This is a genomic window from Spirosoma aerolatum, from assembly GCF_002056795.1.
GTDB lineage: Bacteria > Bacteroidota > Bacteroidia > Cytophagales > Spirosomataceae > Spirosoma > Spirosoma aerolatum.
The window spans coordinates 1,989,154-2,012,991 of sequence record NZ_CP020104.1 but is presented as its reverse complement, the minus strand read 5'-3'; the positions used below and the strand labels follow the sequence as shown (position 1 = coordinate 2,012,991).

The window sequence follows — 23,838 nt, the reverse complement described above, 5'->3', positions numbered from 1 at the left end:
CGCTCCCCCCTCTGCCATAACAGGAAAGGGGTTGGCGATCAGGTTAATTTAACTAGACTCCACATTAGCCGCCCGTTGGGCTGGGAACCAGGATGTCAGGATGGTAATTAGAATAACGAGAACTCCTGTCAGGGCAATATCACCCCATTGGAGATGTACCGGATAGGCATCGATAATGGAGTCCATCAGGCCCATACCGATCATTCCGTAGCGTTCCTGCGCCAGGCAGAGCAAAACGCCCAGTACTAATCCCCCAACAGCACCCGTCAAGGCAATAATAGCGCCTTCGGTCAGAAAAATGCGTCGGACCATGTTTTTCGTAGCCCCTAGCGCAAACATAATCTGAATATCGGCTTTCTTCTCGATGACCAGCATCGATAATGAAAAGAAGATATTGATCGAGGCTACCAGAATAATGAACGAAAGCGTAATGGCTACGAAGAGCTTTTCAACGTAAATGGCCCGGTAAAGATCAACATTCAGGTCGTCGCGACTTTGTACGATCAACTTCTCTCGTGGTGCCAGTTTATCCACAACCTGCTGCAACGCCTGTTTGGCAGTCTGCTCGTTCGTACCGGGCTGTAGTTGAATTTCCAGGCTTGTCACTTCATTCGGCGCATACCCAAATAGTTCGCGAGCCACCGGCAATGGAGCCAGAACAAAGTTGTCGTAACGCGATTCAATAAAAAAGACACCCGAAACCGTAAGTTGTTCTCGGGTAAATGCATCGGGATTGACCACACTCAATGTCTGTCCGCTCTTTGGATAGAGGATTTCCAGGGGGGTCAGAATATCGACTGGCGAAATGCTCAGATCATGACGAACGCCATCAGCCACAATGGCATAATTGGCTCCGTCCTGATGCAGTAAAAGCCTTCCTTCAAGTAACGCCGAGTCAAGTTGCTGTCGTTGCAGATAATTCTCGTCGACGCCCTTTAGCCGGATAACGGTTTGGGCATTAGCATACCTGGCCAGTGCATTATCCTGGGCAATGGACGACAGCAAATGAACCCCTGCGACCTGACTTAAGCTCTTTACCAAAGCGGGAGAAGCCATAAATCGCTTACCCTGCTTCGGCGAGATGGTCATATCGGCTTCGAACGACTTAAAAATTTGTCGGTTTAGTTCCTCCATCCCATTAAATACCGAAAGCACAACTACCAGCGCCATCGTTCCAACGCCCACACCGAGCATCGACATAATGGACAACCAGCTTATGAAACTGCGCTTTTTACGAGAGAAAAAATACCGACGGGCAATCCAAAGGGGGAGGTTCATTTTTAAAAAGCGAAAGAGCGAAAGAGCGAAAGAGTGAAAAAGCGGCCCTTTCAATTCGCTCTTTCACTCTTTCACTCTTTCACTCTTCATCTTCCTCCGGCGCGGGCGGAATATCGAGCCCAGCGAAGAGTTTATCCATCTTATCGGCATATTCGGCCGTGTCGTCGATGAAGAAGTTCAGTTCAGGAACGATACGGAGCTGGTGCCGAACCCGGTCGCCCAGATGCTGACGGATCACTTTGCCTTTTTCCTGAATCGTTTCCAGCAAAAGACCTTTATTCTTCGTTGCCAGAAAACTTAAGTATACACGCGCCACACTCAAATCGGGCGAAACACGCACATTCGTGACGGTAATGAACGCTCCACCGAACAAATGCGGCACTTCACGCTGAAAAATTTCGCTCAAATCCTTTTGAAGCTGCCGGGCTACCTTCTGCTGTCGTTTCGATTCCATATTACTTGGCGCTTAATCTATTCTGCAAATATCCACTCATTTTTCCATTATGCCGAAAATGACCGTAATTTTACATCAGTCGTCGGTTTACAGTTTTGTCTGGAGAAAACTATAAACCGTTAACCATTATTTGTCTTGCTTCGTTTTTTTCAATCCTATTTCCCCTATCTGTACGTCAGTTTACTGGGGTTGCTGGTTCTGATCCGTCTGCCGCTGCTTATGCATTCATTTCCGCTGTTAACGCCGGAACTGAACTGGATGATTGTAGGCGAACAGATCAATCAGGGGGATTTATTGTATCGTGACATCTGGGATAGTATCAGCCCTTTATCGGCATTGGTGTATTGGGCGATCGATACATTATTCGGCCGATCCACTACCGCCCTTCATGCAGCCGCACTGGTGGTATCCGTATTTCAGATTGTTTATTTCAACTACCTCTGCAATAACCGCGACCTTTACCCTGACCGTACATTCTGGCCTGGGCTTATTTATATGCTGTTCATGCATATATCGTACGACTGCCTGACGTTGTCGCCAGTACTGATGTCGACCAGTTTTTTGTTGCTGGCTTTCGGAACCCTTGTCCGACAAATGGACCGGCGAGGGGTGACCGATGAAGTTTTTGAAGTTGGATTTTATATTGGCATTGCCGCCCTATTTTACCTCCCTTCAGCCCTTTTCATCATCTGGACAATGCTATCCCTGTTATTCTACACGGGGGCATCGTTTCGTCAATATTCGCTATCGTTTTTTGGCTTTCTGTTTCCAATTGCCGCTACTGTCCTATTCTATTACCTTAGCGATAGTCTCGACGATTTTAACAGGAATCTGCTTGCGTCGGTGTTTCGCGTGCGTCAGTATTCCCTCTCCGATTTCCAATCGCTGCTGGCGTCGTTACTCATTCCGCTTGGGCTAGGTGTTCTGGGTTTTCTGAGTTTGTTCAACAGAGGGAACCGTTATGTCAATTTTCAGCAGCGCATCCAGCAAATCATGGCATTGTGGTTTGTGATTGCGGTTCTGACGATTGGTCTCATGCCCTTTCTGGCACCCATGGTTTTCTTAAGCTTTGTGCCACCGATGGCGTATTTTACCTACTTTTATTTTGAGGGTATACGCCGTGCCTGGCTGGCTGAGCTTACGTTTCTGATCGCCTTTTCATTGGTACTGCTGCTTTTTTATCAGGGCGCACTGGGGCTGATTCCTGGAGCCGAACTGGGCCGATTGAGTAACCTTCAGGTGAAGCCGTCTCCCTTACCCGGAGATATTCGAAACCAGCACGTACTCATCATCGGCGAAGACCTGAGCGCTTATCGATACAATCGATTAGCCACCCCGTACCTCAACTGGGACCTGGCCAAGTATGATCTAAAAAACCTCGACAATTACGAAGCGGTCATCAATGTATACGATCACTTCCGCAAAGACCCACCCGATTACATAGTCGATCGTGAAAAAGTTGTTGAGAAGCTGTTCCAGCGTGCCCCTGCACTTGCCAGTCAGTACGAACCAACATCCGTTGCGGATGTGTATAAACGAAAAAAATAGCCATCATCAATGCGCATCAGCCCTTCGTGATGTATCTTGCCATGTTGACTGACAATCATTTCCGGTATGCCTTCCTCTTCCTACTCATTTACCAATAAACGTACGAATCTGTACATCTTTTTAAGCGCCATCTTTCTGACCAACGCGCTGGTGGCCGAAATTATCGGCGTAAAAATCTTTTCGGTCGAAACACTTTTAGGCACCAAACCAGCCCAGATTCATTTGTTTGGCGATTTTATTCTGGATTTTAACCTCACGGCAGGAGCAGTCATCTGGCCGTTTGTGTTCATCACATCCGATATCATCAACGAGTACTTTGGCAAAGCGGGTGTCCGGCGCATTTCGTTCCTGACAGCGGGTTTTATCGCGTATAGCTTCCTGATTATTTATGTCGTCACTACGCTGCCACCCGCCCAGTTCTGGCTTGATGTCAATGCAAAAGATGGGGCTGGAAACGCAATCAATATTAACAATGCCTTTCAGATGATCTTCCGGCAGGGCCTGGGGATTATTATTGGTTCTCTAACCGCTTTCCTGATCGGTCAGATTCTGGACGTTTATGTTTTTCATTTCCTCCGACGCATAACCGGAAGCCGAAAAATCTGGCTCCGGGCCACTGGCTCCACCCTGGTCTCTCAACTGATCGACTCATTTGTCGTATTGGGCATTGCCTTTTATATTTTCGGCAATTGGTCACTGACACAGGTATTGGCGGTAGGTATCATTAACTATATTTACAAAGCGACTTCTGCGGTTGTGCTAACCCCACTCCTGTATATAGCCCATTATTTCATTGACCAATACTTAGGTAAAGAACACGCCGAAGAACTGGCCAATGAATCGGCAATGAGTTCATTTATGTAAACTCGAAATACCCTGCGAGTCTATCGATTTCAACACCTTCCTCTTTACGAACAGTAGGCGATCATTTACGGTGATGAAAGATGTAGACCGGACGCAAACGATCCAGGCGATCGGCTTCCGACAAGAGCTGACATCCTACAACTAAACCATTCGGTGAGCATTTCTGACAATACCGAAGTCCATGCCCAGAAAATAATGTACGATCCGGGTACTAAGATACAACTGGGGAATCTGGCAAAGCTTTGGCTCAATCAATAGTGATTTCTTTTCGATCCTGTGTAGCAGCTTAATATCGGCCACCAATGCGTCGACGATTTAAGGCTTTATTTCCGTCAATATCCGGCAAACGGGTAGGTCTTTGGGTAAGCCCCGTTGTATCGGTCAGCGCTTTCATAAAGGCAATGATGGCTTTTTGCTCGCCACTACTAAGGCGAAGTGAATCGCTGGCCAAGGTCTGACTTTCCAATTGAATACCTATTCCGCGCCCTCCTCCGCGATTATAGAAATCAACCACCTGCTCCAACGTCTGATAAACCCCATTATGCATATACGGAGCGGTCAATGCAACGTTACGAATGGTCGGGGTTTTGAACGCATAGCGATGGATGTTTTTTTTGTAAGTAGTAAACTTCCCTAAATCGACATCAAGCTTCGCCTTCCGGATGCTGGCCTTTTTCGGAACCCCGATGATCTCGCTCTCTGTCTTTTCGTAGTGAGGGGGTATAAATCCGTTAAAAATCGGAAAAAAATGGCAGGTAGCACAACGGCCTTTCCCCATAAACAGATTAAAACCGGCCAGTTCGTCAGCCGATACTGCTACAGATTCGCCACGCAGATAGCGGTCCGGGCGGGCATTCAGGCTCGTCAGACTCCGAACATAACAGGCCAGTGCATTACGCACGTTGTGCCCCGTCAAACCTGTCGGGAAGGCCTCCACAAACCATTTTTTGTACGCTGGGCTAGCCGCTAATTTCTGCGCTACTTCATCCGACGAGCTATGCATTTCGTCTGAATTTTTAAGCACATCATGGGCCTGATCTTCCAGGTACGTAACCCTTGAATCGTAAAACTGAGCGTTTTGCAGGCCAGCATTCAATAAAGTCGGGGCATTTCGTTGTACAGTTTTCATCAACTTACCGAAAGCCTGGCTTTTTCGCCGTCCGTCGGTAAAGGCACGCTCAGGCTGGTGACAGGACGCACAACTTCGGGCATTATTACCCGATAGTAGCGGATCAAAAAATAGCGATCTTCCCAATGCGACCTTCTGCGGAGTAGAAGCAAAATCACCGAAATTGATCAGGTAATCCGTTCGGAAAGCGCCGGAATCGGACAAGGTAGCAATCCGAGGAGAAAGAAACCGACCACTGGAAGCGGGCAAAATTCCTAACGACTGCCGCGCCTGCTGCACCGCTCTACACAGTGGATATAAGCCATTTCGAATAAACAGAACGCGGTCGAAACTGGCGAAGTCCTTTGTGTGTTGCAGCATTCCAATAGCAACTTGCCATCGATCTTCCAACTGATCGGCTACAGGTTTGGAAAGGCGTAACGTGTAAGGCTGCATAACGGCCTGAAGTACCTGTAACGAAACAAGAGCTTCACTGATTCCCGTCTGAGCTTCAGGAGCATCGTACCCGGTTATGCCTAATGTCTGAATACGAAAAAGCTGCTGACGGAGAGCTTCCCAAGTATCGGAATCCGTTATGCGATCACCAGGTATACCTTGCTCTAGCCGAGACGAATAGGCTAATAACTGGTTTAGTTCATACAGCAGGCTGTCATTTTGAGCCCGATCATAGTCAGGGAACAGATAGGATTCAATCACCTGCAGTCCAACTGGCCGAATGGGCGTTTGAGCCGGATCATCCTCCTCCACTTCTACTACTGGAGGGCCATTAACACGCCCTGCCAGTACTGGCTGATAGTATTCGAGCAGCCACTCGATCCGCTTATAAGCCACTCGACTTTGTTTAAATGCCAACCGGAGCGAATCGGCTGGTGCCTTAGCCTGAACATACGAAGCTAACCTCTTTACCTGTTCATGAAACCGTGCCTTATCGGCCAGAAACTGATTGTAAAGTGCTCGTCCATCACCCGTATTGGCACGTTTTTTTGACAGGGAGGCAGCCAAAATGGCGACCAAAACAAGTAAACGAACGATTTGGTACATACTCTGTTACATATCAGTAAGCAAAATAACACCTTTCCAGAAAACCCCTTCTGCGAGTACAGAAGTAACCGGGTATTGTACGCTATCCAACCCGGTCCGGGTACCTATAACAAGCTGATTGCGAGCAAATAGCTTCACATGCAGTTTTCTTGGCGAAAGAGAAGCCAAATATTGTATTTTTACAAACTGATTTTACTCAACCGACAAACCTTCCTTTTCAATGATAGCCCCCCCAAGTACTACAGAAACTGATTTCTTGGCCGGAGGGGGTGAAACGGCCGCGCTTATTCGCACCTTCAACTGGGCCGAAACTCCATTAGGTCCTATTGATCAGTGGCCACAAAGTCTTAAAACGGCCACCAACTTAATGCTCAACACCCGCCAACCGGTATGGATTGGCTGGGGCCCCACAGCCACTTTTCTGTATAACGATGCTTATATTCCTGTATTAAGTCTGGCCAAACATCCTTGGGCATTAGGTAAACCAGCTGCAACTGTCTGGGAAGAAATATGGGACTTTTGCGGGCCACTGGCCGATAAGGTTTTCCAGCAGGGCGAGTCTTCATTTGTCGATGATGTCCGCCTATTTATGAACCGGGGAGGATTTCTGGAAGAAACCTTCTATTCGTTCTCGTATAGCCCTATCCGTGACGAAACCGGCAAGGTAGCTGGCTTATTTTGCCCTAATACTGAGGTAACGTCCCAAAACCTGAATACTCGCCGACTGGCAACCCTGTCGGCTTTGGCCAGCAATATACTGACGGAGCGTACAACCCGCAGCGCCTGTGCCTCAGCCGCTCAAACTATTTACCAAAATCCCGATGATATTCCTTTTGCTTTACTTTACCTAATCAACGCCGATACAAAAGCCCTGCAACTGGAGCAAGCCATTCGCATACCAGCCAACAACAATCGATTAACCAATTCTATATCAGCCGCTAACGCCTTTAGTTCCTACCCGCTAAACATTCCGTTGATGGATGTTATAGAGCAAGGGAAAGCTATGGTTAGTTCATGGACAAACAGTGAAGGATTGAGCCCTGGCCCGGCCGGACAGCCCATTACGCAGGCCATGGTTCTACCTTTGATTGCTCCCGGTCAGCAAAAAACGATTGGTATACTGGTAGCGGGTATCAATCCTACCCGTCCCCTCGACTCAAATTACCGGACGTTTTATGAGCTGGTTGCCAATCAGGTTGCGACAGCCATCCAACAGAGTCAGGCAGCCGAAGAAGAACGACAGCGAATTGAACAGCTAGCCGAGCTAAACAGAGCCAAATCGCTATTTTTCAGCAACATAAGCCATGAGCTTCGTACACCACTCACGCTGATACTGGGGCCTTTGGAAGAACTGCTTCAGGATGTTAACCATCCGCTAGCTACTCATCAGCAAACGCAGGTAGAAGCTGCTCACCGCAACGCGCAGCGCTTACTTCGATTAGTCAATACGTTGCTTGATTTCAGCCGTCTGGAAAGTGGACGGCTCCAGGCCGCGTTTACACCTACCGATCTATCGACCTTTACAACGGATCTGGCCAGCAATTTCCGGTCGGTTATTGAGAAGGCGGGTATGCAGCTCGTAGTTGATGCCGACCCCTTGCCCGAATTAGTGGATGTGGATCGGAATATGTGGGAAAAAATCGTTCTGAATCTTTTATCTAATGCATTTAAATTTACCCTAAAGGGCACCATCACCGTCCGACTGACCAACTTACAAAACAACCGCATACGACTAACCATAGACGATACGGGTGTGGGGATTCCTAGTGCAGAACTGCCTCGGCTGTTCGAACGATTTCACCGAGTCGAAGGGTCAAAAGGCCGATCGTTTGAAGGCACAGGTATCGGACTGGCACTCGTTCATGAACTGGTCGAATTACACGGAGGTACCATCCAGGTCAGCAGCGAGCTGGATCGGGGCAGTACATTTTGTGTACAAATACCCGTTCATCAGCCGCGGCAGTCAAGGGCACCAGAACGATCATCGACAGGCAGCGCCGACTTGTTTGTGGCCGATGCCAACCTGATGCTTTCCGCTTTGCCAGATAGTCAATCGCTTTTACACGAACCCTCGCCATCCAAAACTGACCGTTCTGATAAGCGCATACTGCTGGCCGACGACAATGCCGATATGCGGGCTTATATCCATCGGTTGCTTAGTCAATATTATGCTGTAGATACCGTTGCCGACGGTCGTGAAGCCCTTGAAGCCATTCAGCGCCAACAGCCTGATCTACTTTTATCCGACATTATGATGCCCAATCTGGATGGGGCTGAATTACTAAGAATTCTTAAAGGAGATCCTAAAACAGCTCATATTCCAGTGATGCTTCTGTCGGCCAGGGCGGGGGAAGAAGCAACCCTCGACGGCTATGCCGCCGGGGCCGACGATTATCTGACCAAGCCCTTTTCGGCCAACGAGCTGCTGGTTCGTGTGCAATCACAATTGAAATTAGCTCAGGACCGCCAGGAAACCCAACAGAAGCTTAGACACTTATTCAGAGAGGCACCTGTTGCTATTGCCATTGTCGAAGGTCCTCAGCATATTCTTACCCTCACCAACAACCTCTACCTGGCCCTAACCGACCGTCAGGAAAATCAATTGATTGGCAGACCCTTTCTCGATGTATTTCCCGAACTGATCGCTCAGGGAATAGGCCTGGTACTGGACCAGGTTTTCCAGTCGGGCGAACCGTTTGCGGTAGCCGAGCAGGCCGTTGAACTAACACGACATGGCCAATTATCGACTGGCTACTATAGTTATTCTTTTCAGCCTTTGACTGATTCGCTCGGGCAGATTACCGGTATCATCATGGTTGCCTACGAAGTCACCGAATCGGTAAAGGCTCGCCTTCAGCTTGAGGAAAGCCAGCAGCAGTTTGAACAACTGGCCGATCTGATCCCGCAAATTGTCTGGACTGCCCGGCCCGACGGCACGTCTGATTACTATAACCAGCAGTGGTACATCTATACGGGTTTAGCGAAAGATACCTATGGCAATGAGGGCTGGATTCATGTCATTCACCCCGACGATCAGAAACGCTGCCTTGAATTGTGGGCGCATAGCATACAGACCGGCGAGCCGTTTCAGATGGAATACCGCTTTGCCGACCATCGGCAGCCAGGGCAATATCGTTGGTTTCTGGGCCGATCGGTACCCGTTAGAGATTCAGAAGGCACTATCGTTAAATGGTTCGGTTCGGCTACGGATATTAATGACCAAAAACAGGCCGAAGCGATTCTTCGTCAGAGTGAGATTCGGTTCCGGTCTATTGCCGATACAGCTCCGGTACTCATCTGGATATCAGGCGTCGATAAGCTATGTACGTTTTTCAACAAAGGCTGGCTAGATTATACCGGCCGTACAATGGATCAGGAAATTGGCAATGGCTGGAGTCAGGGCGTCCATCCTGATGACTTTCAGCGTTGTATGACTACCTATACAACCTCATTCGATGCTCGTCAGGAATTTTATATGGACTATCGGCTTCGGCGTCATGATGGTGAATATCGGTGGGTTGCCGAACGTGGGAAGCCCTGGTTCGACCCTAATGGCACTTTTATGGGCTACATCGGTGGCTGTACCGACATTCATGACAGCAAAGTAGCCAATGAGGTGCTGGAACGACGCGTTGCCGATCGAACGCGGGAATTGAAAAATCTGAATATGGAACTCGAACGGTCCAATTTGGATTTAATGCAGTTTGCCTCGGTAGCCAGCCATGATCTGAAAGAACCTCTCCGCAAAATTCAGGCTTTCAGCACCCTGTTGCTGGCTTCGCTTGAGGGCAAACTAGAAACTGCCGAACAGGAACATTTCAAACGGATTGTTCGGGCAGCCGCCCGGATGCAAACCCTGGTCGATGATGTATTACGACTATCAAAACTCTCAAGGCTGGATGCTCAATTTGAACCGGTAAATCTGAATGCCATTATTGCCCGTATTCAGGACGATCTGGAGATAACCATTCAGGATAAAGAAGCATTAATCGAAGTCGGAAATTTGCCCGTTGTTGATGGTGTTCCCGGACAACTGCATCAACTGTTTCAAAACCTGATCAGCAATGCACTAAAATTCGTCAGTAATCGCACACCTCAGGTGACCATAGAAAGCTGCCCTGTAACAGACCAGATGCGAACTGAATTTGGCTTATCAGACCATGACTATATGGCAATCAATGTAACAGACAACGGCATCGGCTTCGATATGCAGTATGTGGAGAAGATTTTCGGCATGTTCCAGCGGTTGCATCGACGAGAAACCTATGAAGGAACAGGTATTGGCCTGACGATCTGTCGGCGGATCGTTGAAAATCACCACGGCTATATACGGGCTTTCAGCCGACCAGGTGAAGGAGCTACTTTCCAGATTATTCTACCCGTTCATCAAGTCCACAATTCTGTCCCGAATTAACTAATGCTAGTGAACCGTAGTATGAGAACCAGACTGATCTTCAAAGCCCTTCCCTTATTAGTCGGAATAACTTTTCTAATCAGCGGCTTTAAAGCATCAGGCCAATCGATGGACTTACGTTCGAAGTCTGGATCGAATAGAATTATATTGTCGCTGAATAAAAAAGGAGAATTATACTACAACGTAACCCGCCGGAATAAAATCATTATTGCCGATTCTCCGCTTGGTTTGACCTGCGAGGACCAGAATTTTACGTCTGACTTGTCAGTCGTTACCATTTCCCCGATTGAAGAACAACGAGAGACCTACGAATTGACGGTAGGCAACTTCAGAACGATCAATCATGTACTTCAACGTAAGAGCATAACCTTTAGAAACCGTTCGGGAGCGCTCATGACCATTGATTTAGTAGCCGGAAATGAAGGCGTTGCTTTCCGGTATCGGTTTCCGGATCAGAATAACAAAACACGAACGATCAACGCAGAAATTACGGGATTTCAGATCGAAAAAAATGCAGTGGGTTGGTTACAGCCTTATAATAAAGCAGGAAAGTACACTCCCGGTTATGAAGATTTTTATCTCAAAGTACATCCCGGCGACTCAATCAACAAGCCTCGTAACCCTTCTGTCGGATGGTGTATGCCTGCCCTGTTTAAGATAAACAATAGCAAACACTGGGTTTTACTGGCGGAGGCTGGAACAGATGGCTCGTTTCCAGGTTGTCATTTACAACCCAATTCGCAGGGAGGCCTGTATAAAATTGGCTTTGCTGAAAAAGACGAAAAATTTACACTTCCCCTGAGTGACAATAGCCAACCAGCCTCTACGCTTCCCTGGACGATGCCCTGGAGGGTAATTATTGTTGGTGATCAGGCCGGAGATATCCTGCTTTCAAGCTTCATAACGGATTTGGCCCCTGCGTCTAAAATTGACGATCCTTCCTGGATCGAACCAGGAAAAGCTACCTGGTCGTGGTGGTCTCATCCCGACGACCATTCACCTGACATGTACAATGCCTTCACTACGCTTGCCCAGTCTTTCGGATTTGGTTATACCTTGTTTGATGCTGGCTGGGAGAAAGCCAACACAGAAGGAGGAATTATTGCTAAAGCTATATCCAAGGGTATTAAACCAATGGTGTGGGCCTATTCGGCAGCGTACTTCGACCCGGAAAAACGAAGAAAGCGGTTCAAAGAACTGGCGGCTATGGGTGTAAAAGGGATTAAAATCGATTTCTGGTGCTCAGACCGGCAAGAGGTGATGTCGTGTTTTCAATCGCTTTTTGAAGATGCCGCTAAAGAGCATTTGCTGGTAAACCTTCATGGCACTACCGTTCCGAGAGGCTGGCACAGAACCTGGCCAAATTTCATGACAGCCGAAGCTGTTCTGGGAACGGAAAGTTATTTTTATGAACCTCGATATCCAGAGAAAGCCGCCGAGCAGAACACCTTACTGCCCTTTACCCGAAACGTAGCAGGCCCTACCGACTACACCCCGTTTGCGTTGACCATCCGAAAATACCCTCGGTTAAACACGGCGGTTCATGAGCTGGCTACGGCTATGATCTATACGTCCGGAATTATCCATTTTGCGGATTCCAAAGAGGTATTTGATTCACTCTCTATACCGGTCCGTAACTTACTAAAAGATATGCCCGCCACCTGGGATACCACACAAAGCATTGTGGCTGAACCGGGCGAACAACTCATCCTCTCTCGTCGGAAAGGCAGTCTTTCCTACATTGTCGGCATAAATGGCACCACCAACGTGCTCCCTGTCAAACTAAACCTCGCCAGCCATGGCAAAGGATTTTCTAAATTTAGAGTCATCACGGAAGGCGACAATCCATTGATGACGTTCAAAACCGAAACGCATCCAATCACGGCTAACTGGCAGTACTCGTTTGCGCCCAGAGGAGGTTTTATCATCCAGTTTCTTACTGAGTAAGACTGGTTGATTGAGGTATGGACCCTTTCGCAAGAATTCCTCTATTGCAATAGTGATGGGCCGCTGAGAACAATCAGACATGGCAGGAAGTACTATAATGCATCGATGTCCGTACCTTTGGCGACTTTTACAGATTACTACTCCATCCAATTATGGCACTCAAAACCCTCGTTAAAATCTCAAATGTGACAAACCTAAGCGATGCCCGATATTGTGCAGGTATGGGTGTCGATATGCTCGGCTTCTCGATGGATATTGACTCCCCCGACTACATCGAGCCGCGCAAGTTCGAGGAAATTAGAGGATGGGTAGCTGGTGTGCAGATTGTTGGCGAAACCTCTGCTATCGATCTGGATCGTATTGAGCAGCTATTAGATACATATCAGCCCGATATATTGCAGATCGATGAGGCTGCTTTGTTACCCTATCTGAGCACCTTCGACAAAAACCTGATCCTTCGTGTCGATTTATCACAAATGACACTTGACCAGCTCGACACCCTGTTTCATACTGGTGCCTCGGCTGCCGATTACATACTGCTCGAAAGTAATGGGCCTCTTCACTTCGACGACGAGCTAAAAGCAGCTCTTCAGCAGTTGGCCTCCCGGTATCCGATCTTACTTGGCACGGGCATATCGGCCCAAAATGTTCACGACTTATTAGCTGTCCTACCCGTACGAGGTATTGCTCTGAGCGGTGGCGACGAAGAACAACCCGGCAATAAAGAGTTCGGCGAACTGATGGATATTCTGGAAGCGATTGAAGAAGAGTAAAATCAGCGTTAGTAGATAGTATTGGGAGTGAGGAGGGCTGACGCGAAAGATTTATGGTCCGTCAGCCCTCCTCACTCCCAATACTATCTATTAATACAAGCCGCTACTATGCATTACCTACTATCATTGAAAACATACTTCTATCCATAACCGCGTCCATTCTTCCAATTCTACTTTCCCGGTATTACACAATCGACTAGGTTTACATCGGTTTTAAACACAAAGAAGCCATGAACAAGCGATTAGAACGTATTGCCGACCAGGCCCAGATTGGGGGTGTATGCGCTGGTTTGGCCGATTATTTTGGCATTGACCGTGCATTAGTGCGCATACTTTTTGTAATCGGAATTTTTTTGCCGCATTTTCCGGCTGTAATTATTTACATCATCATGTGGATCGTTCTGCCTGAACGCCGTGCGGATGGTGTAGTGACTCCTTCAACAGCTTTCTCTAATCCTTATTTTTCCATGAATCCCTACAATCCCAACAAACCTGCCTCTCCCGATCGTAGCATCATTGGCGGGGTCGTCCTGATTATCCTGGGTGTTTTGTTCCTTCTTGACCGATACTTAGACATTGACTTCGGCGATCTGTGGCCGTTCATGCTGATTGCTCTAGGCTTGTGGTTGATATTTAAAGATCGGATCAGGCCTCCTTACGACACTACCAACAACGACCCTAACGGAACGCTGTAACTTTATATGTATGATGTAGGATATATGATATGTAGTGTTCTTACCCTACATATCATATATCCTACATCATACATCCTACCTATAAACACATGCAACGAAGAAACGGATTATTCTGGGGAATTTTTCTACTGACGCTGGGCGTATTATTTCTGGCCCGGCGAGCAGGCTGGCTCGACGTTGATTGGCATTCACTGGTCAATCTATGGCCTGCCTTACTAATCCTGGCGGGCGTTCACCTGATTCTTGAGCGCCGGGCTAATCCAGCCGCCTTTATTACAACGATCATGCTGGCTGTGGCTGTGCCCACAACACTGTTTGGCTTCTTTTCGCATCACCGCCACAACGACGACGAAGGATTCCATATGCGCTGGCATCACGACGATGACAACGACAGGAATTATAACGATAATGACGACGATGATAACGAAGATGATTATCGGGCAGAGCGTGAACGCCGAGATGCCGATAGCGATGAAGTTCATTCAAACACCTTCGTTGAGAATATGGACGCCGACACCCGCGAAGCTGTGTTAAAACTCGCAGGTGGAGCTGGGAAGTTTACGATCGGCGAACCCAGCACCGAACTTATCAAGGCGGACACGAAGCAGACCGTTGGGCTTTATTCAATGTCAGTTGACCGGGACGAAACTACCCACATCCCGACTATAGAATTAAAGCCAAAGGATGAAGATCAGCATTTCGATCTGAAAGATGGTCATTACGAAAATCGTGTCGATATACACCTGAACGCCAAACCTGTCTGGTCGATGGATGTTGCGCTGGGCGCTGGCTCGGGCGATCTGGACTTGAGCGCCTATGCCGTTAAAAGCTTGAAGTTGGGTGTTGGTGCCGCTGACCTCGACCTGAAACTAGGTGCCAAAGCCGATCAGGCGGATATTAAACTTGATGTAGGGGCCGCTTCGGTTACAGTGCGGGTTCCGAAAGAAGTAGGATGCCGGATCAAAAAAGATGGCGCTCTGAATCTGGAAGAATTAGATGACTTTACCAATGTTGGGGGTGGCGAATACCTAAGCCCCGGCTACGATGCAACGACTAAAAAGATGACGATTCGTTTTGATGGCGGCATCTCGCATTTTAAAGTAGTTCGATACTAAATCAAAACCACACCGGCGGTCTGCCGGTGTGGTTTTTTATTCCTGATTCAATCGTTTGAGCAGCATCTGATTAAACATCTGCTCAGTCTTATAAAGCTCTCGCAACTGGGCTGGGCTAATTACCTTCAGAAACCGCTCCATATACTCGTCGTCCAGGTCGGCGAGTTTTTGCTTGGTTGCATTGGTTTCCCGAAGCCCATTTTTCAGTTGATCGTCATTCAGATTAAACCGATTAGGCTCATTATTCAATTGCCGAATCCGCCGGTTCAATTCCTGCTTCTTGGCATTATACTCATTGTAAATCGCCCAAAACTGTGGAGCCTGATCGGTTGTCAGATTCAACCGATTGGTAATCATCCCAATTTTAGCGGATTCAATTTTCTGGCGTCCGTTTAGGTCATTTTGTGCGTTGGCTACCTGAGTCATTAGTAACAGGCCAAGCAACCAACCAATCCATGCGTGTCTCATTGCGGTAAAGTTAACCATTCATAAAATCAGGAGCCGACCTTCGCATTGTTTCCAGGGTTTTGCTCCTGAATAAGCTCCTGAATATCAGCCGGTGCTACGTTCAGAAACTGAATCGCTGTGGTATCGCTACCCAACGAAGAATGAATTTGCTGAACATCAGCCAACTCATACGCGCTAACGCCCTGATCTTCAAGATAAGCGGTAATCGCATCGTCACTTACACCCGCCAGGGCTTCGCTACCTAGCGACTCCTGCCGTTGTGGTAATGTTTGCCATACCAGCAAGGCGATCAGACTAGCCCCTGCCAGCGAAGCAGCCGTACGTTGCCACGACCAGCTAATACGGAAAGCGGGCTTGGGTTTCCTGACAACACGAGCCTGTACCCGCGACGGTAGGTCATCAAAATAACCGTCTGGCGCTGTAAACGGAAGCTGCCTGAGTGGGTGTTCAGGTGGCAATTCATCAAGCCGGAAATGTTTACTATCGTTCATTGCTCTGGTGTGTGTGTCACACAATTCAGGTATCTTAAAATATTTTAAGATTTGACAGCTTCAATGGCACTAGGTTTAATCGTCTGTGTCCGAGTTATTAAAAAAATCTTCAATCTTCTTAACGGCAAGATGGTACGATGCTTTTAAAGCTCCAACGGACGTTCCTGTAATTTCGGCAATATCTTCGTATTTCATATCATCGAAATACTTCATGTTGAAAACCAACCGCTGTTTGTCGGGCAGTTTCAGCAGCGCTTTCTGTAACTTCAACTGTACGTCTTCACCACTGGGATCGTTGCCCGACGTTACATAGGCGGCATTGGTTTCCAATTTTTCCATCAACTCCCCTTCTACATCACCAATCGGCAAAAAGAATCGGCGACGTTTCTTGTTGAGGAAGTTAAGACACTCGTTGGTAGCAATCCGATAAATCCAGGTATATAACTGACTATCACCCCGAAACTGTTCCAGGCTATTCCAGACTTTTATGAACGTTTCCTGCACCAGGTCATCGGCATCATCGTGATCAATAACCATCTTCCGAATATGCCAATAGATTTTCTGCTGATACTTGCGCACCAGCAGATTAAAGGCATAATTTCGGCTCGACGGATCGCGAAATTTGGCGAGGAGTTCTTCGTCAGTCATTATTCTTTTAGGAGTTAGGATTTAGGAGCGAGGAGAGAGAATGGCTTGCGCAAACTGGTTGCTGCCGAATGGATTCTCACTCCTCGCTCCTAACTCCTAACTACTCATTTTCTTGCCATTACTTTCTTCACCTGCTCAACAATTTTGTCGGCAGTGAGGCCATATTTCTGCATCAGTTGATCAGGAGTTCCGCTTTCCCCAAAGGTATCATGAACGCCAACGTATTCGAGCGGAGCCGGATAATTGCGGGCCAGTACCTGGGCGACACTATCGCCCAGACCACCATTCAACATATGCTCTTCGGCCGAAACGGCACAGCCCGTTTTCTTCACCGATGCCAGAATAGCCTCTTCATCTAACGGCTTAATCGTATGAATGTTGATAATGTCGGCTTCAATTCCTTCCTGAGACAGGATTTCACCGGCTTTAATGGCTTCCCAGACCAGGTGACCTGTACAGAAAATTGATACGTCACTTCCTTCATTGACGGTCCAGGCTTTACCGATTTCAAACGTTTGATCGGCAGGCGTAAATACAGGAATGACTGGACGGCCAAACCGGAGATACACGGGGCCTTCGTGATCGGCAATCGCAATGGTAGCGGCTTTAGTCTGGTTATAATCGCAGGGATTGATGACGGTCATGTTGGGCAACATTTTCATCATGCCCAAATCTTCCAGAATCTGGTGCGTAGCTCCATCTTCACCCAGGGTCAGGCCCGCGTGTGAAGCACAGATTTTAACGTTTTTGTTCGAATACGCGACCGACTGACGAATCTGGTCATACACCCGGCCTGTTGCAAAGTTGGCAAACGTGGTAGCAAACGGAATATGCCCGCCAATGGTCAACCCCGCCGACACCCCAATCATGTTGGCCTCCGCAATACCACACTGGATAAACCGATCAGGGAAGTCTTTAATGAAGGCTTCGAGCTTGAGTGACCCGGCCAGATCGGCGGTCAGTGCTACCACATTAGGATGTGTTTTGCCCAGTTCGGCAATGCCCGCACCAAAACCAGAGCGGGTATCTTTTTTCTCGGTGAACTCGTATTTTTTCATAATCTATTAATTCGCCGAAGCGAGGGTTTGCAATTTAGTTAGAAAATAAGTGGCACTCGGGCAATTAGGATGTTGAGCAGCATTTTCAATCGTGAAACCGTATTTAAGCATACGGCTTACTAAAATAGATTTACTGCCTACTCCTCGATTCGTTTTCGTTAAAAGCAGTTGTTGAAGTGTAAAGAATGGATTCGTTTCTTGTTCTGGATATTCGAACGAAAAAGTCGAATCGCCAAATAGACTTTGTAATGTAGGCGAATCACTGAGAAACCATGCTTCTATTTGCTTCACAGCCACAATGATAAGTTGACCTTCTCGCTCGGTAATGCGTTGCTTTGTCAATGTAATACAACTGTCAACGTCCATATCCGTTAATATGACTATTTTCTGAACATGGCGATCCAGTAACTCCTGTCGCAACGCTTCAATTTTGTGCGGTAACAGATTACCATTGCCTTTTGCATCAATTACCGGCAATGAACACTCAAAACCATTCAGACTTAGCCACTGCTGAAACCTGTCTGACTCAATGATATTTTTCTCGGTTTTACCTTCACAAATAAATCCAATCTTTACCACGGAAGCCCACCTCCCAAGGCATTCATTAGCCAGGCTTCATCCATCCGTAATCCGTGGAAATCATGGCCTTTAAATTGTTTGGTCTGGGTGGCGCCTTCTACTTTATCGACGACAATAATCTCATCGGCGGTCAATTGAGAAGCCAGTGTTTGCGAGTGTGTATTTAACCAAATAAAATGATCTTTTTGCTCACAAGCATACCGACAAAGGTTGACAAACTCTTTAATTACATCCGGGTGTAGTCCATTCTCTGGCTCCTCAATGCACAAAAACTGTGGCTTATCACTTTGATAAACAGCAGTTAAAAGAGCCAGAATATTATAGGTACCATCGGAGATAAGGTCTTTGGTAAAGTAATTTGGAACAGAATCTTCAAACCAATGTAACTCATCCCGATCATCCACTTCAACGGCTTTAAACCCTGGCACGAATAGCTCAAGCCACTCAAAGATTTCGTCTTTCAATAATTTATCAGACAGAATTCGCTTTAATACTAGCTCTAGATTGCTTGCATCTAACGCTAGCTTTTTGTTGTCATTCAGACGCAATTTTACTAGAGTTCCGTTTTTAATGAATAAACGAGAAAAGCTATCAAATTGAAGATAATCATAATTAATTGCTAAATCCTTTACTCTTCTAATAGGCTCCCAACCATGATTACCCATATCCAAGATATCCGAATTACCAGTCAAGCTCGTCCTTCTATATAACAGCTCCTCTGCCTCAAACTCGAACTTAAAAATACCATCAGGACTTTGTCTCCTCCTGAGTTTATCTTGGCCGCCAAACAAGCTAACGGCAGTATCTGCATTTACTCTAGTTTGCACAAACTCCAGAGCCTCGAAAATATTCGACTTGCCCGACCCGTTGGGGCCGACAAAGACCGTGAACGGATTCGGCTCAATAAGCTCGATCCGCTCAATGGACTTGAAATTTTCGATGACTAAGCGTTTGATTTGCATGGGATTTATGTAGAGACGCGATACCTCGCGTCTCCTATGCGTCAGCCAAAACCATCCGGTCATGAGACGCGAGGGATCGCGTCTCTACCAATCTTAATAATCCGACATACCTACAGTTAGCGGCAGTTGATTCAGAGCTTGCTGTAGCTGCTCCGCGTTTGGCGCTACGCCATGCCACTTATAACTACCCACCATGTAGTCGACCCCGAAGCCCATTTCAGTATGCATCAGAATCAACGTAGGTACGTCTGGGTTTTCCTGTGCTTTGCGAAGGGTTTTGATTACGTCGGCCATGTCGTTGCCCTGCATCTCGTCGACGTGCCAGCCAAAAGCAGCATATTTTGCACCGAGGTCGCGGTTGTTGTTTACGTTATCGGTTTTACCATCGATCTGTGCGTGGTTGAAATCGATTACAGCGGTCAGGTTACCGAGCTTTTTGTTGGGCGCAAACTGAGCAGCCTCCCAAATCTGCCCTTCCTGCTGCTCGCCATCGCCCATGAGCACGTACACATGGCTTTTATCGCCGTTGAGTTTTTTCGAGTAAGCGGCCCCGGCTGCTACTGACAAACCCTGTCCCAGCGAACCCGATGCGATGCGTACCCCTGGCAGATGCTCGGCAGTGGTTGGATGCCCCTGTAGGCGGCTATCCAGCTTACGGAACGTGGCCAGCTCTGACAATGGGAAGTAACCCGCCCGAGCCAGTACCGAATAAAATACGGGAGAAATATGACCATTCGACAGGAAGAAGATGTCTTCATCGCGTCCATCCATATCGAAAACAGGATTCCCTTTGTCGTCCTTTTTCCGGTTCATGATCTCAAAATAGAGTGCGACCATAAAATCGGTGCAGCCTAATGAGCCACCTGGGTGACCAGAGTTGACAGCCGCGACCATGCGGACAATATCACGCCGAACGGCGGTAGCAATGTGTTCGAGTTGTTCGAGTTCCATACTTTTTAGGAGTTAGGAGTGAGAAGTTAGGAGTAAGAATCCATCCGGTGCGTTCTGTCTACGCGGCCTAGCCATTCTCACTCCTCGCTCCTCCCTCCTGAGTACTTATTTTAAAATTTGATCTGCGTGGTTTTGGGTATCTATTTTCGTAATAATATCCGTGATGATGCCCGCTTCGTCGATCAGGAATGTTGTACGGACAATACCCATATGCGTACGCCCATACATCGACTTCTCTTTCCAGACACCATAGGCTTCTACAATCTGCTTATCCGTATCAGCAACGAGGGGAAACGGCAAGTTATATTTCTTGATAAACTTCTGGTGCGATTTGTGGTCATCGACACTAACCCCCAGTATTTCATAGCCAGCCGCCCGAAGCCGATCTTCGTTGTCGCGTAGGCTACAGGCTTCGGCTGTACAACCGGGGGTATCATCTTTAGGATAAAAATACAGCACCACTTTCTTACCCCGATAATCGGATAACTTAATCGGATTACCGTTCTGATTGGTACTCGTAAAATCGGGAGCAGGATCACCAACTTTTAATTCCATACGATTTATTAGTTTATAGACTACCGTAAACGGTAAATCGAATACTGTAAGCTCTGTTCTATCGTCGCTTCCGACGGCCTTTCGAAGTGACTTTCCGGTGAACTGCCCGCTGGGGTTCTTTAATACTAGTACTATCGGAACCAATATTACCTGCCTGGTCTTTCACCTGTACAATTACCTCGGCCCCCGCTTCAAACGGCTCATCAGGGTTTAGCTTATCCGACCATAGTAAAGCACGTTTGTAATCATACTGCATCAGTACCCACTCGCCATTGACTAAAGCCCGAAACTGGGCAATACCCGACAAATCGTCCCGAATGCGGGCTGTAATTCCGGCCGGAGTTGCGTTCAGAATCTGAACCGTTGGCGGATTTATATCCGTCATCAGTTGGAAACGGCCCAGCGAACGGGTTTTAAATTCAATATGTCCCTTATTCCATTTGCCGCCCAAAAACGTCTGATTCCCATTACTTGTCCAGTAAGCCTTTGTTCGGGCCGTATCGATGGCCATCGGTACATTGGGTGTATACTGAACCATTAAGTAATCATTTAATGGAATCGTCGATTGGTTAATTTCCAGACCGCCACCCGGTAATGTTCGTACAGCTAGATGAAGTGTGTCAAAAAGTGTTTTGGCTCCAAAGTCGAGCCGAGTATTTTCTCCTATGTATAACTCATTTCGGCCTGGAATAATGCGTTTTTTAAAATTGGTACGCACAACACTCCGGTCAAACTGAACTGAATCGGGTAAATACTGACGCAAATCTATAAGATAAACGGCTTGATTGCTACGCACATAGCTAACAGGTTGCTCAACAACAGCTCGCCCCGTAATTAATTTAGCCTTAGGCGGGTTGATAAGTGATACATTTTTGACACTTAGTTTAAGCACATTTTCGTCGGTCGTAATGGTTGCTGTAGGGTCACCCCGAACTACTTCGGGCGCACTGGGTGCTACAGGTGCTTCCATCGTATCCATCGAAACGAGTGCGGCTGGCGCTACTTCGGGCCGAATGGTAAACGACAACTGAGTGGCATGGTCGAATGCATCGTATAGCGTCAGCGTCACCTCATGCGGATGTCCATCCAGCAAAGGCAATCGTCCCCGATAGGCCGCATTACTCTGCAACTTATATATATTCAGAATATTTCCATCGGCAATATACCCCCGGTGATACCGTTGACCGCTCGTTTGCTCGACTTCATAATTTTCGTGGACGTTCATGAACCGTGTCTGCTCATTCGGGAAGCTGTTCATATTGTAGGCAAACACCTCCTTCCCATCCAGCCGGATTTCCAGGCAACTAATACCGTTTCGATAGGGCGATCCACTGGTTTTATCGTAAGCCAGCACTTCCATACCGATCAGGCCGGACGCTGTAATCGGTTGCGTAATTGTATACGTACCATCGGACCGACGAACCGGAACATAACTAACCCGCTGGTATTCGCCATTGATGCGCGAAGTAGCGGTCATGGTTTTCAGGGCGACGCGCTCAAAATAAGGCGGCACGTCATCCTGTATTTCCGAAAAACCATACAGTAGTGGATTGATCAGATTGTCGTGGGCATCCCGAATTTCGAAGTGAAGGTGTGGTCCACCTGAGCCCCCTGTATTGCCTGAAGCGGCAATGACATCCCCTTTTTTGACCGGAAACTGATCGGGCTGCGGGCGAAGATCAATCTCAAACGTTTTGGCCTGATACTGTTGCTCACGCAGGTATCGACCAAGTGTATCTTTCAGCGATTTTAAGTGGCCATATACTGTGGTCAGACCATTCGGATGCTTAATGAATACAACATTTCCGTACCCTCCCGTAAACACGGCAATTCGGGAAATATACCCATCCGCAGCTGCATGCACATCCAGCCCCTCACGACCACCAGTGCGAATATCCAGGCCCGCATGGAAGTGGTTGGGTCGTAAATCTCCCATACCACCCGATAACGAATTAGCGGCCCCCGGCTGAATCGGAAACAGGAAATAGCCGTTTACGAGTGTTCCCGGTTGAATATACCCTGTTTGTGGCTGACCTGACTGAGTCGATAAAACGGGCTTAGTCGGTTGTCCATAAGCCGATCCTGACCCGATCAGAACCAGCATGGACCAATAATAAAGTGATCGTATCAAAAGCAAAAGAATGTAAAGTTGATAGCGAACCGAAATCCGAACCGGTTCGCCAAACTGAACTACTTAACGTCGAACGTTAGCATAGGTTTGTCTTCAATATAGGCCGTTAGTCGATCACCGACTTGTACGGGGCCTACGCCATGGGGCGTACCCGTAAACAGTATGTCACCCTGCTGCAGCAGGAAATACCGGGATACGAACGAAATCAGGTAATCAATTTTGTACAACATCAGGCTGGTATTGCCTTGTTGACGCGTTTCGCCGTTGATGTCTAACCGGAAATTAAGGTTTTGTAAATCCGGGTAGTTGGCTTTGGGTACAAATCCGGAAATAGGTGCCGAGCCATTAAAGCCCTTGGCTAACTCCCAGGGAAGCCCTTTCGCCTTCAATTTACTCTGTACATCACGAGCCGTAAAATCGATACCGATGCCTATTTCGTCGTAATACTTATGCGCGAATTTTTCGTCGATGTTTTTACCTACCCGGTTAATCTTTACCAGAATTTCTACTTCATGATGAACATCGCTGGAAAATTCAGGGTAGAAAAACGGCTCATTTTTCAAAGGAATAGCCGTTTCGGGCTTCATAAAAATAACCGGATCGTCAGGACGCTCGTTATTGAGTTCCTTAATGTGTTCGGCGTAATTACGACCAACGCAGATAATTTTCATAGACGTAACGCGGGCATCCGGCCCGCAAAAATGCGGACGCAGAGCAAAAATAGACCGCCCGGCCGC

General features: G+C 47.5%; 20 protein-coding genes. 7 read left to right on the top strand and 13 right to left on the bottom strand.

What is annotated here, in order from left to right:
• Positions 1-48 precede the first annotated feature (48 nt).
• Positions 49-1,278 carry an ABC transporter permease gene (locus B5M13_RS08060; RefSeq protein ID WP_080055191.1) on the bottom strand — a complete coding sequence of 410 codons (1,230 nt, stop codon included), beginning with the start codon at positions 1,276-1,278 and terminating at the stop codon, positions 49-51.
• 79 nt (positions 1,279-1,357) lie between these two features.
• Positions 1,358-1,732 carry a 30S ribosome-binding factor RbfA gene (gene rbfA / locus B5M13_RS08055; RefSeq protein ID WP_080055190.1) on the bottom strand — a complete coding sequence of 125 codons (375 nt, stop codon included), beginning with the start codon at positions 1,730-1,732 and terminating at the stop codon, positions 1,358-1,360.
• A gap of 135 nt (positions 1,733-1,867) precedes the next feature.
• Here rbfA and B5M13_RS08050 point away from each other — a divergent pair, with 135 nt between their 5' ends.
• Together B5M13_RS08050 and B5M13_RS08045 are read left to right on the top strand one after the other, a co-directional pair.
• The gene (locus tag B5M13_RS08050) at positions 1,868-3,280 is read left to right on the top strand and encodes a hypothetical protein (protein ID WP_080055188.1); all 1,413 of its coding nucleotides are present in this window, start codon (positions 1,868-1,870) and stop codon (positions 3,278-3,280) included.
• 66 nt (positions 3,281-3,346) lie between these two features.
• On the top strand, positions 3,347-4,144 hold the full coding sequence (locus tag B5M13_RS08045; RefSeq protein WP_080055187.1) for a queuosine precursor transporter: 798 nt from the start codon (positions 3,347-3,349) through the stop codon (positions 4,142-4,144).
• Between the two features lie 286 nt (positions 4,145-4,430).
• Here the strand turns inward: B5M13_RS08045 and B5M13_RS08040 are convergent, their stop codons facing one another.
• A complete protein-coding gene (locus B5M13_RS08040; protein WP_080055186.1) occupies positions 4,431-6,314 on the bottom strand; it encodes a cytochrome-c peroxidase in 1,884 nt (627 codons plus the stop codon).
• Positions 6,315-6,534: 220 nt separating this feature from the next.
• Between B5M13_RS08040 and B5M13_RS08035 the strand changes: the two genes are divergently transcribed.
• From B5M13_RS08035 to B5M13_RS08015, 5 genes are all read left to right on the top strand, one after another.
• Positions 6,535-10,728, top strand: a complete 4,194-nt coding sequence (locus B5M13_RS08035) for an ATP-binding protein (RefSeq protein WP_080055184.1) — start codon at positions 6,535-6,537, stop codon at positions 10,726-10,728.
• Between the two features lie 21 nt (positions 10,729-10,749).
• Complete coding sequence (locus B5M13_RS08030) at positions 10,750-12,675, top strand: glycoside hydrolase family 97 protein (protein ID WP_080055183.1); 1,926 nt, start codon at positions 10,750-10,752, stop codon at positions 12,673-12,675.
• Positions 12,676-12,827: 152 nt separating this feature from the next.
• Complete coding sequence (trpF, locus tag B5M13_RS08025; protein WP_080055181.1) at positions 12,828-13,448, top strand: phosphoribosylanthranilate isomerase; 621 nt, start codon at positions 12,828-12,830, stop codon at positions 13,446-13,448.
• 230 nt (positions 13,449-13,678) lie between these two features.
• Complete coding sequence (locus B5M13_RS08020) at positions 13,679-14,143, top strand: PspC domain-containing protein (RefSeq protein ID WP_080055180.1); 465 nt, start codon at positions 13,679-13,681, stop codon at positions 14,141-14,143.
• 89 nt (positions 14,144-14,232) lie between these two features.
• Positions 14,233-15,258 carry a LiaI-LiaF-like domain-containing protein gene (locus B5M13_RS08015; RefSeq protein WP_080055179.1) on the top strand — a complete coding sequence of 342 codons (1,026 nt, stop codon included), beginning with the start codon at positions 14,233-14,235 and terminating at the stop codon, positions 15,256-15,258.
• Between the two features lie 36 nt (positions 15,259-15,294).
• Here the strand turns inward: B5M13_RS08015 and B5M13_RS08010 are convergent, their stop codons facing one another.
• The 10 genes from B5M13_RS08010 to B5M13_RS07965 form a co-directional block, all read right to left on the bottom strand.
• Complete coding sequence (locus B5M13_RS08010) at positions 15,295-15,744, bottom strand: hypothetical protein (RefSeq protein WP_080055178.1); 450 nt, start codon at positions 15,742-15,744, stop codon at positions 15,295-15,297.
• Between the two features lie 8 nt (positions 15,745-15,752).
• Entirely contained in the window at positions 15,753-16,217 is a 465-nt protein-coding gene (locus B5M13_RS08005; RefSeq protein ID WP_080055177.1) for a hypothetical protein, read from the bottom strand.
• Positions 16,218-16,292: 75 nt separating this feature from the next.
• On the bottom strand, positions 16,293-16,865 hold the full coding sequence (locus B5M13_RS08000) for an RNA polymerase sigma factor (RefSeq protein WP_020600103.1): 573 nt from the start codon (positions 16,863-16,865) through the stop codon (positions 16,293-16,295).
• A 104-nt stretch (positions 16,866-16,969) separates the two neighbouring features.
• Positions 16,970-17,923, bottom strand: a complete 954-nt coding sequence (locus B5M13_RS07995; protein ID WP_080055176.1) for a transketolase family protein — start codon at positions 17,921-17,923, stop codon at positions 16,970-16,972.
• Positions 17,924-17,929: 6 nt separating this feature from the next.
• Entirely contained in the window at positions 17,930-18,502 is a 573-nt protein-coding gene (locus B5M13_RS07990) for a hypothetical protein (RefSeq protein WP_080055175.1), read from the bottom strand.
• Entirely contained in the window at positions 18,496-19,464 is a 969-nt protein-coding gene (locus B5M13_RS07985) for an AAA family ATPase (protein ID WP_080055174.1), read from the bottom strand. Before B5M13_RS07985 ends, B5M13_RS07990 begins: the two co-directional genes overlap by 7 nt.
• Before the next feature lie 93 nt (positions 19,465-19,557).
• Positions 19,558-20,415, bottom strand: coding sequence for a transketolase (locus B5M13_RS07980; protein WP_080055173.1), 858 nt, complete (start codon positions 20,413-20,415; stop codon positions 19,558-19,560).
• 105 nt (positions 20,416-20,520) lie between these two features.
• Entirely contained in the window at positions 20,521-20,970 is a 450-nt protein-coding gene (gene bcp, locus B5M13_RS07975) for a thioredoxin-dependent thiol peroxidase (protein ID WP_080055172.1), read from the bottom strand.
• Positions 20,971-21,028: 58 nt separating this feature from the next.
• Positions 21,029-23,074 carry a M23 family metallopeptidase gene (locus B5M13_RS07970; protein ID WP_080055171.1) on the bottom strand — a complete coding sequence of 682 codons (2,046 nt, stop codon included), beginning with the start codon at positions 23,072-23,074 and terminating at the stop codon, positions 21,029-21,031.
• Positions 23,075-23,160: 86 nt separating this feature from the next.
• On the bottom strand, positions 23,161-23,772 hold the full coding sequence (locus B5M13_RS07965; RefSeq protein WP_080055170.1) for a fumarylacetoacetate hydrolase family protein: 612 nt from the start codon (positions 23,770-23,772) through the stop codon (positions 23,161-23,163).
• Between the last annotated feature and the right edge of the window lie 66 nt (positions 23,773-23,838).

Coding starts and splice junctions, on each gene's coding strand:
- B5M13_RS07970 (WP_080055171.1), bottom strand. CDS start 23,074: ATGCTGGTTCTGATCGGGTCAGGATCGGCTTATGGACAACCGACTAAG.
- rbfA (WP_080055190.1), bottom strand. CDS start 1,732: ATGGAATCGAAACGACAGCAGAAGGTAGCCCGGCAGCTTCAAAAGGAT.
- B5M13_RS08000 (WP_020600103.1), bottom strand. CDS start 16,865: ATGACTGACGAAGAACTCCTCGCCAAATTTCGCGATCCGTCGAGCCGA.
- B5M13_RS07995 (WP_080055176.1), bottom strand. CDS start 17,923: ATGAAAAAATACGAGTTCACCGAGAAAAAAGATACCCGCTCTGGTTTT.
- B5M13_RS07980 (WP_080055173.1), bottom strand. CDS start 20,415: ATGGAACTCGAACAACTCGAACACATTGCTACCGCCGTTCGGCGTGAT.
- trpF (WP_080055181.1), top strand. CDS start 12,828: ATGGCACTCAAAACCCTCGTTAAAATCTCAAATGTGACAAACCTAAGC.
- bcp (WP_080055172.1), bottom strand. CDS start 20,970: ATGGAATTAAAAGTTGGTGATCCTGCTCCCGATTTTACGAGTACCAAT.
- B5M13_RS08045 (WP_080055187.1), top strand. CDS start 3,347: ATGCCTTCCTCTTCCTACTCATTTACCAATAAACGTACGAATCTGTAC.
- B5M13_RS07985 (WP_080055174.1), bottom strand. CDS start 19,464: ATGCAAATCAAACGCTTAGTCATCGAAAATTTCAAGTCCATTGAGCGG.
- B5M13_RS07965 (WP_080055170.1), bottom strand. CDS start 23,772: ATGAAAATTATCTGCGTTGGTCGTAATTACGCCGAACACATTAAGGAA.
- B5M13_RS08005 (WP_080055177.1), bottom strand. CDS start 16,217: ATGAACGATAGTAAACATTTCCGGCTTGATGAATTGCCACCTGAACAC.
- B5M13_RS08060 (WP_080055191.1), bottom strand. CDS start 1,278: ATGAACCTCCCCCTTTGGATTGCCCGTCGGTATTTTTTCTCTCGTAAA.
- B5M13_RS08040 (WP_080055186.1), bottom strand. CDS start 6,314: ATGTACCAAATCGTTCGTTTACTTGTTTTGGTCGCCATTTTGGCTGCC.
- B5M13_RS08035 (WP_080055184.1), top strand. CDS start 6,535: ATGATAGCCCCCCCAAGTACTACAGAAACTGATTTCTTGGCCGGAGGG.
- B5M13_RS08015 (WP_080055179.1), top strand. CDS start 14,233: ATGCAACGAAGAAACGGATTATTCTGGGGAATTTTTCTACTGACGCTG.
- B5M13_RS08030 (WP_080055183.1), top strand. CDS start 10,750: ATGAGAACCAGACTGATCTTCAAAGCCCTTCCCTTATTAGTCGGAATA.
- B5M13_RS08020 (WP_080055180.1), top strand. CDS start 13,679: ATGAACAAGCGATTAGAACGTATTGCCGACCAGGCCCAGATTGGGGGT.
- B5M13_RS08010 (WP_080055178.1), bottom strand. CDS start 15,744: ATGGTTAACTTTACCGCAATGAGACACGCATGGATTGGTTGGTTGCTT.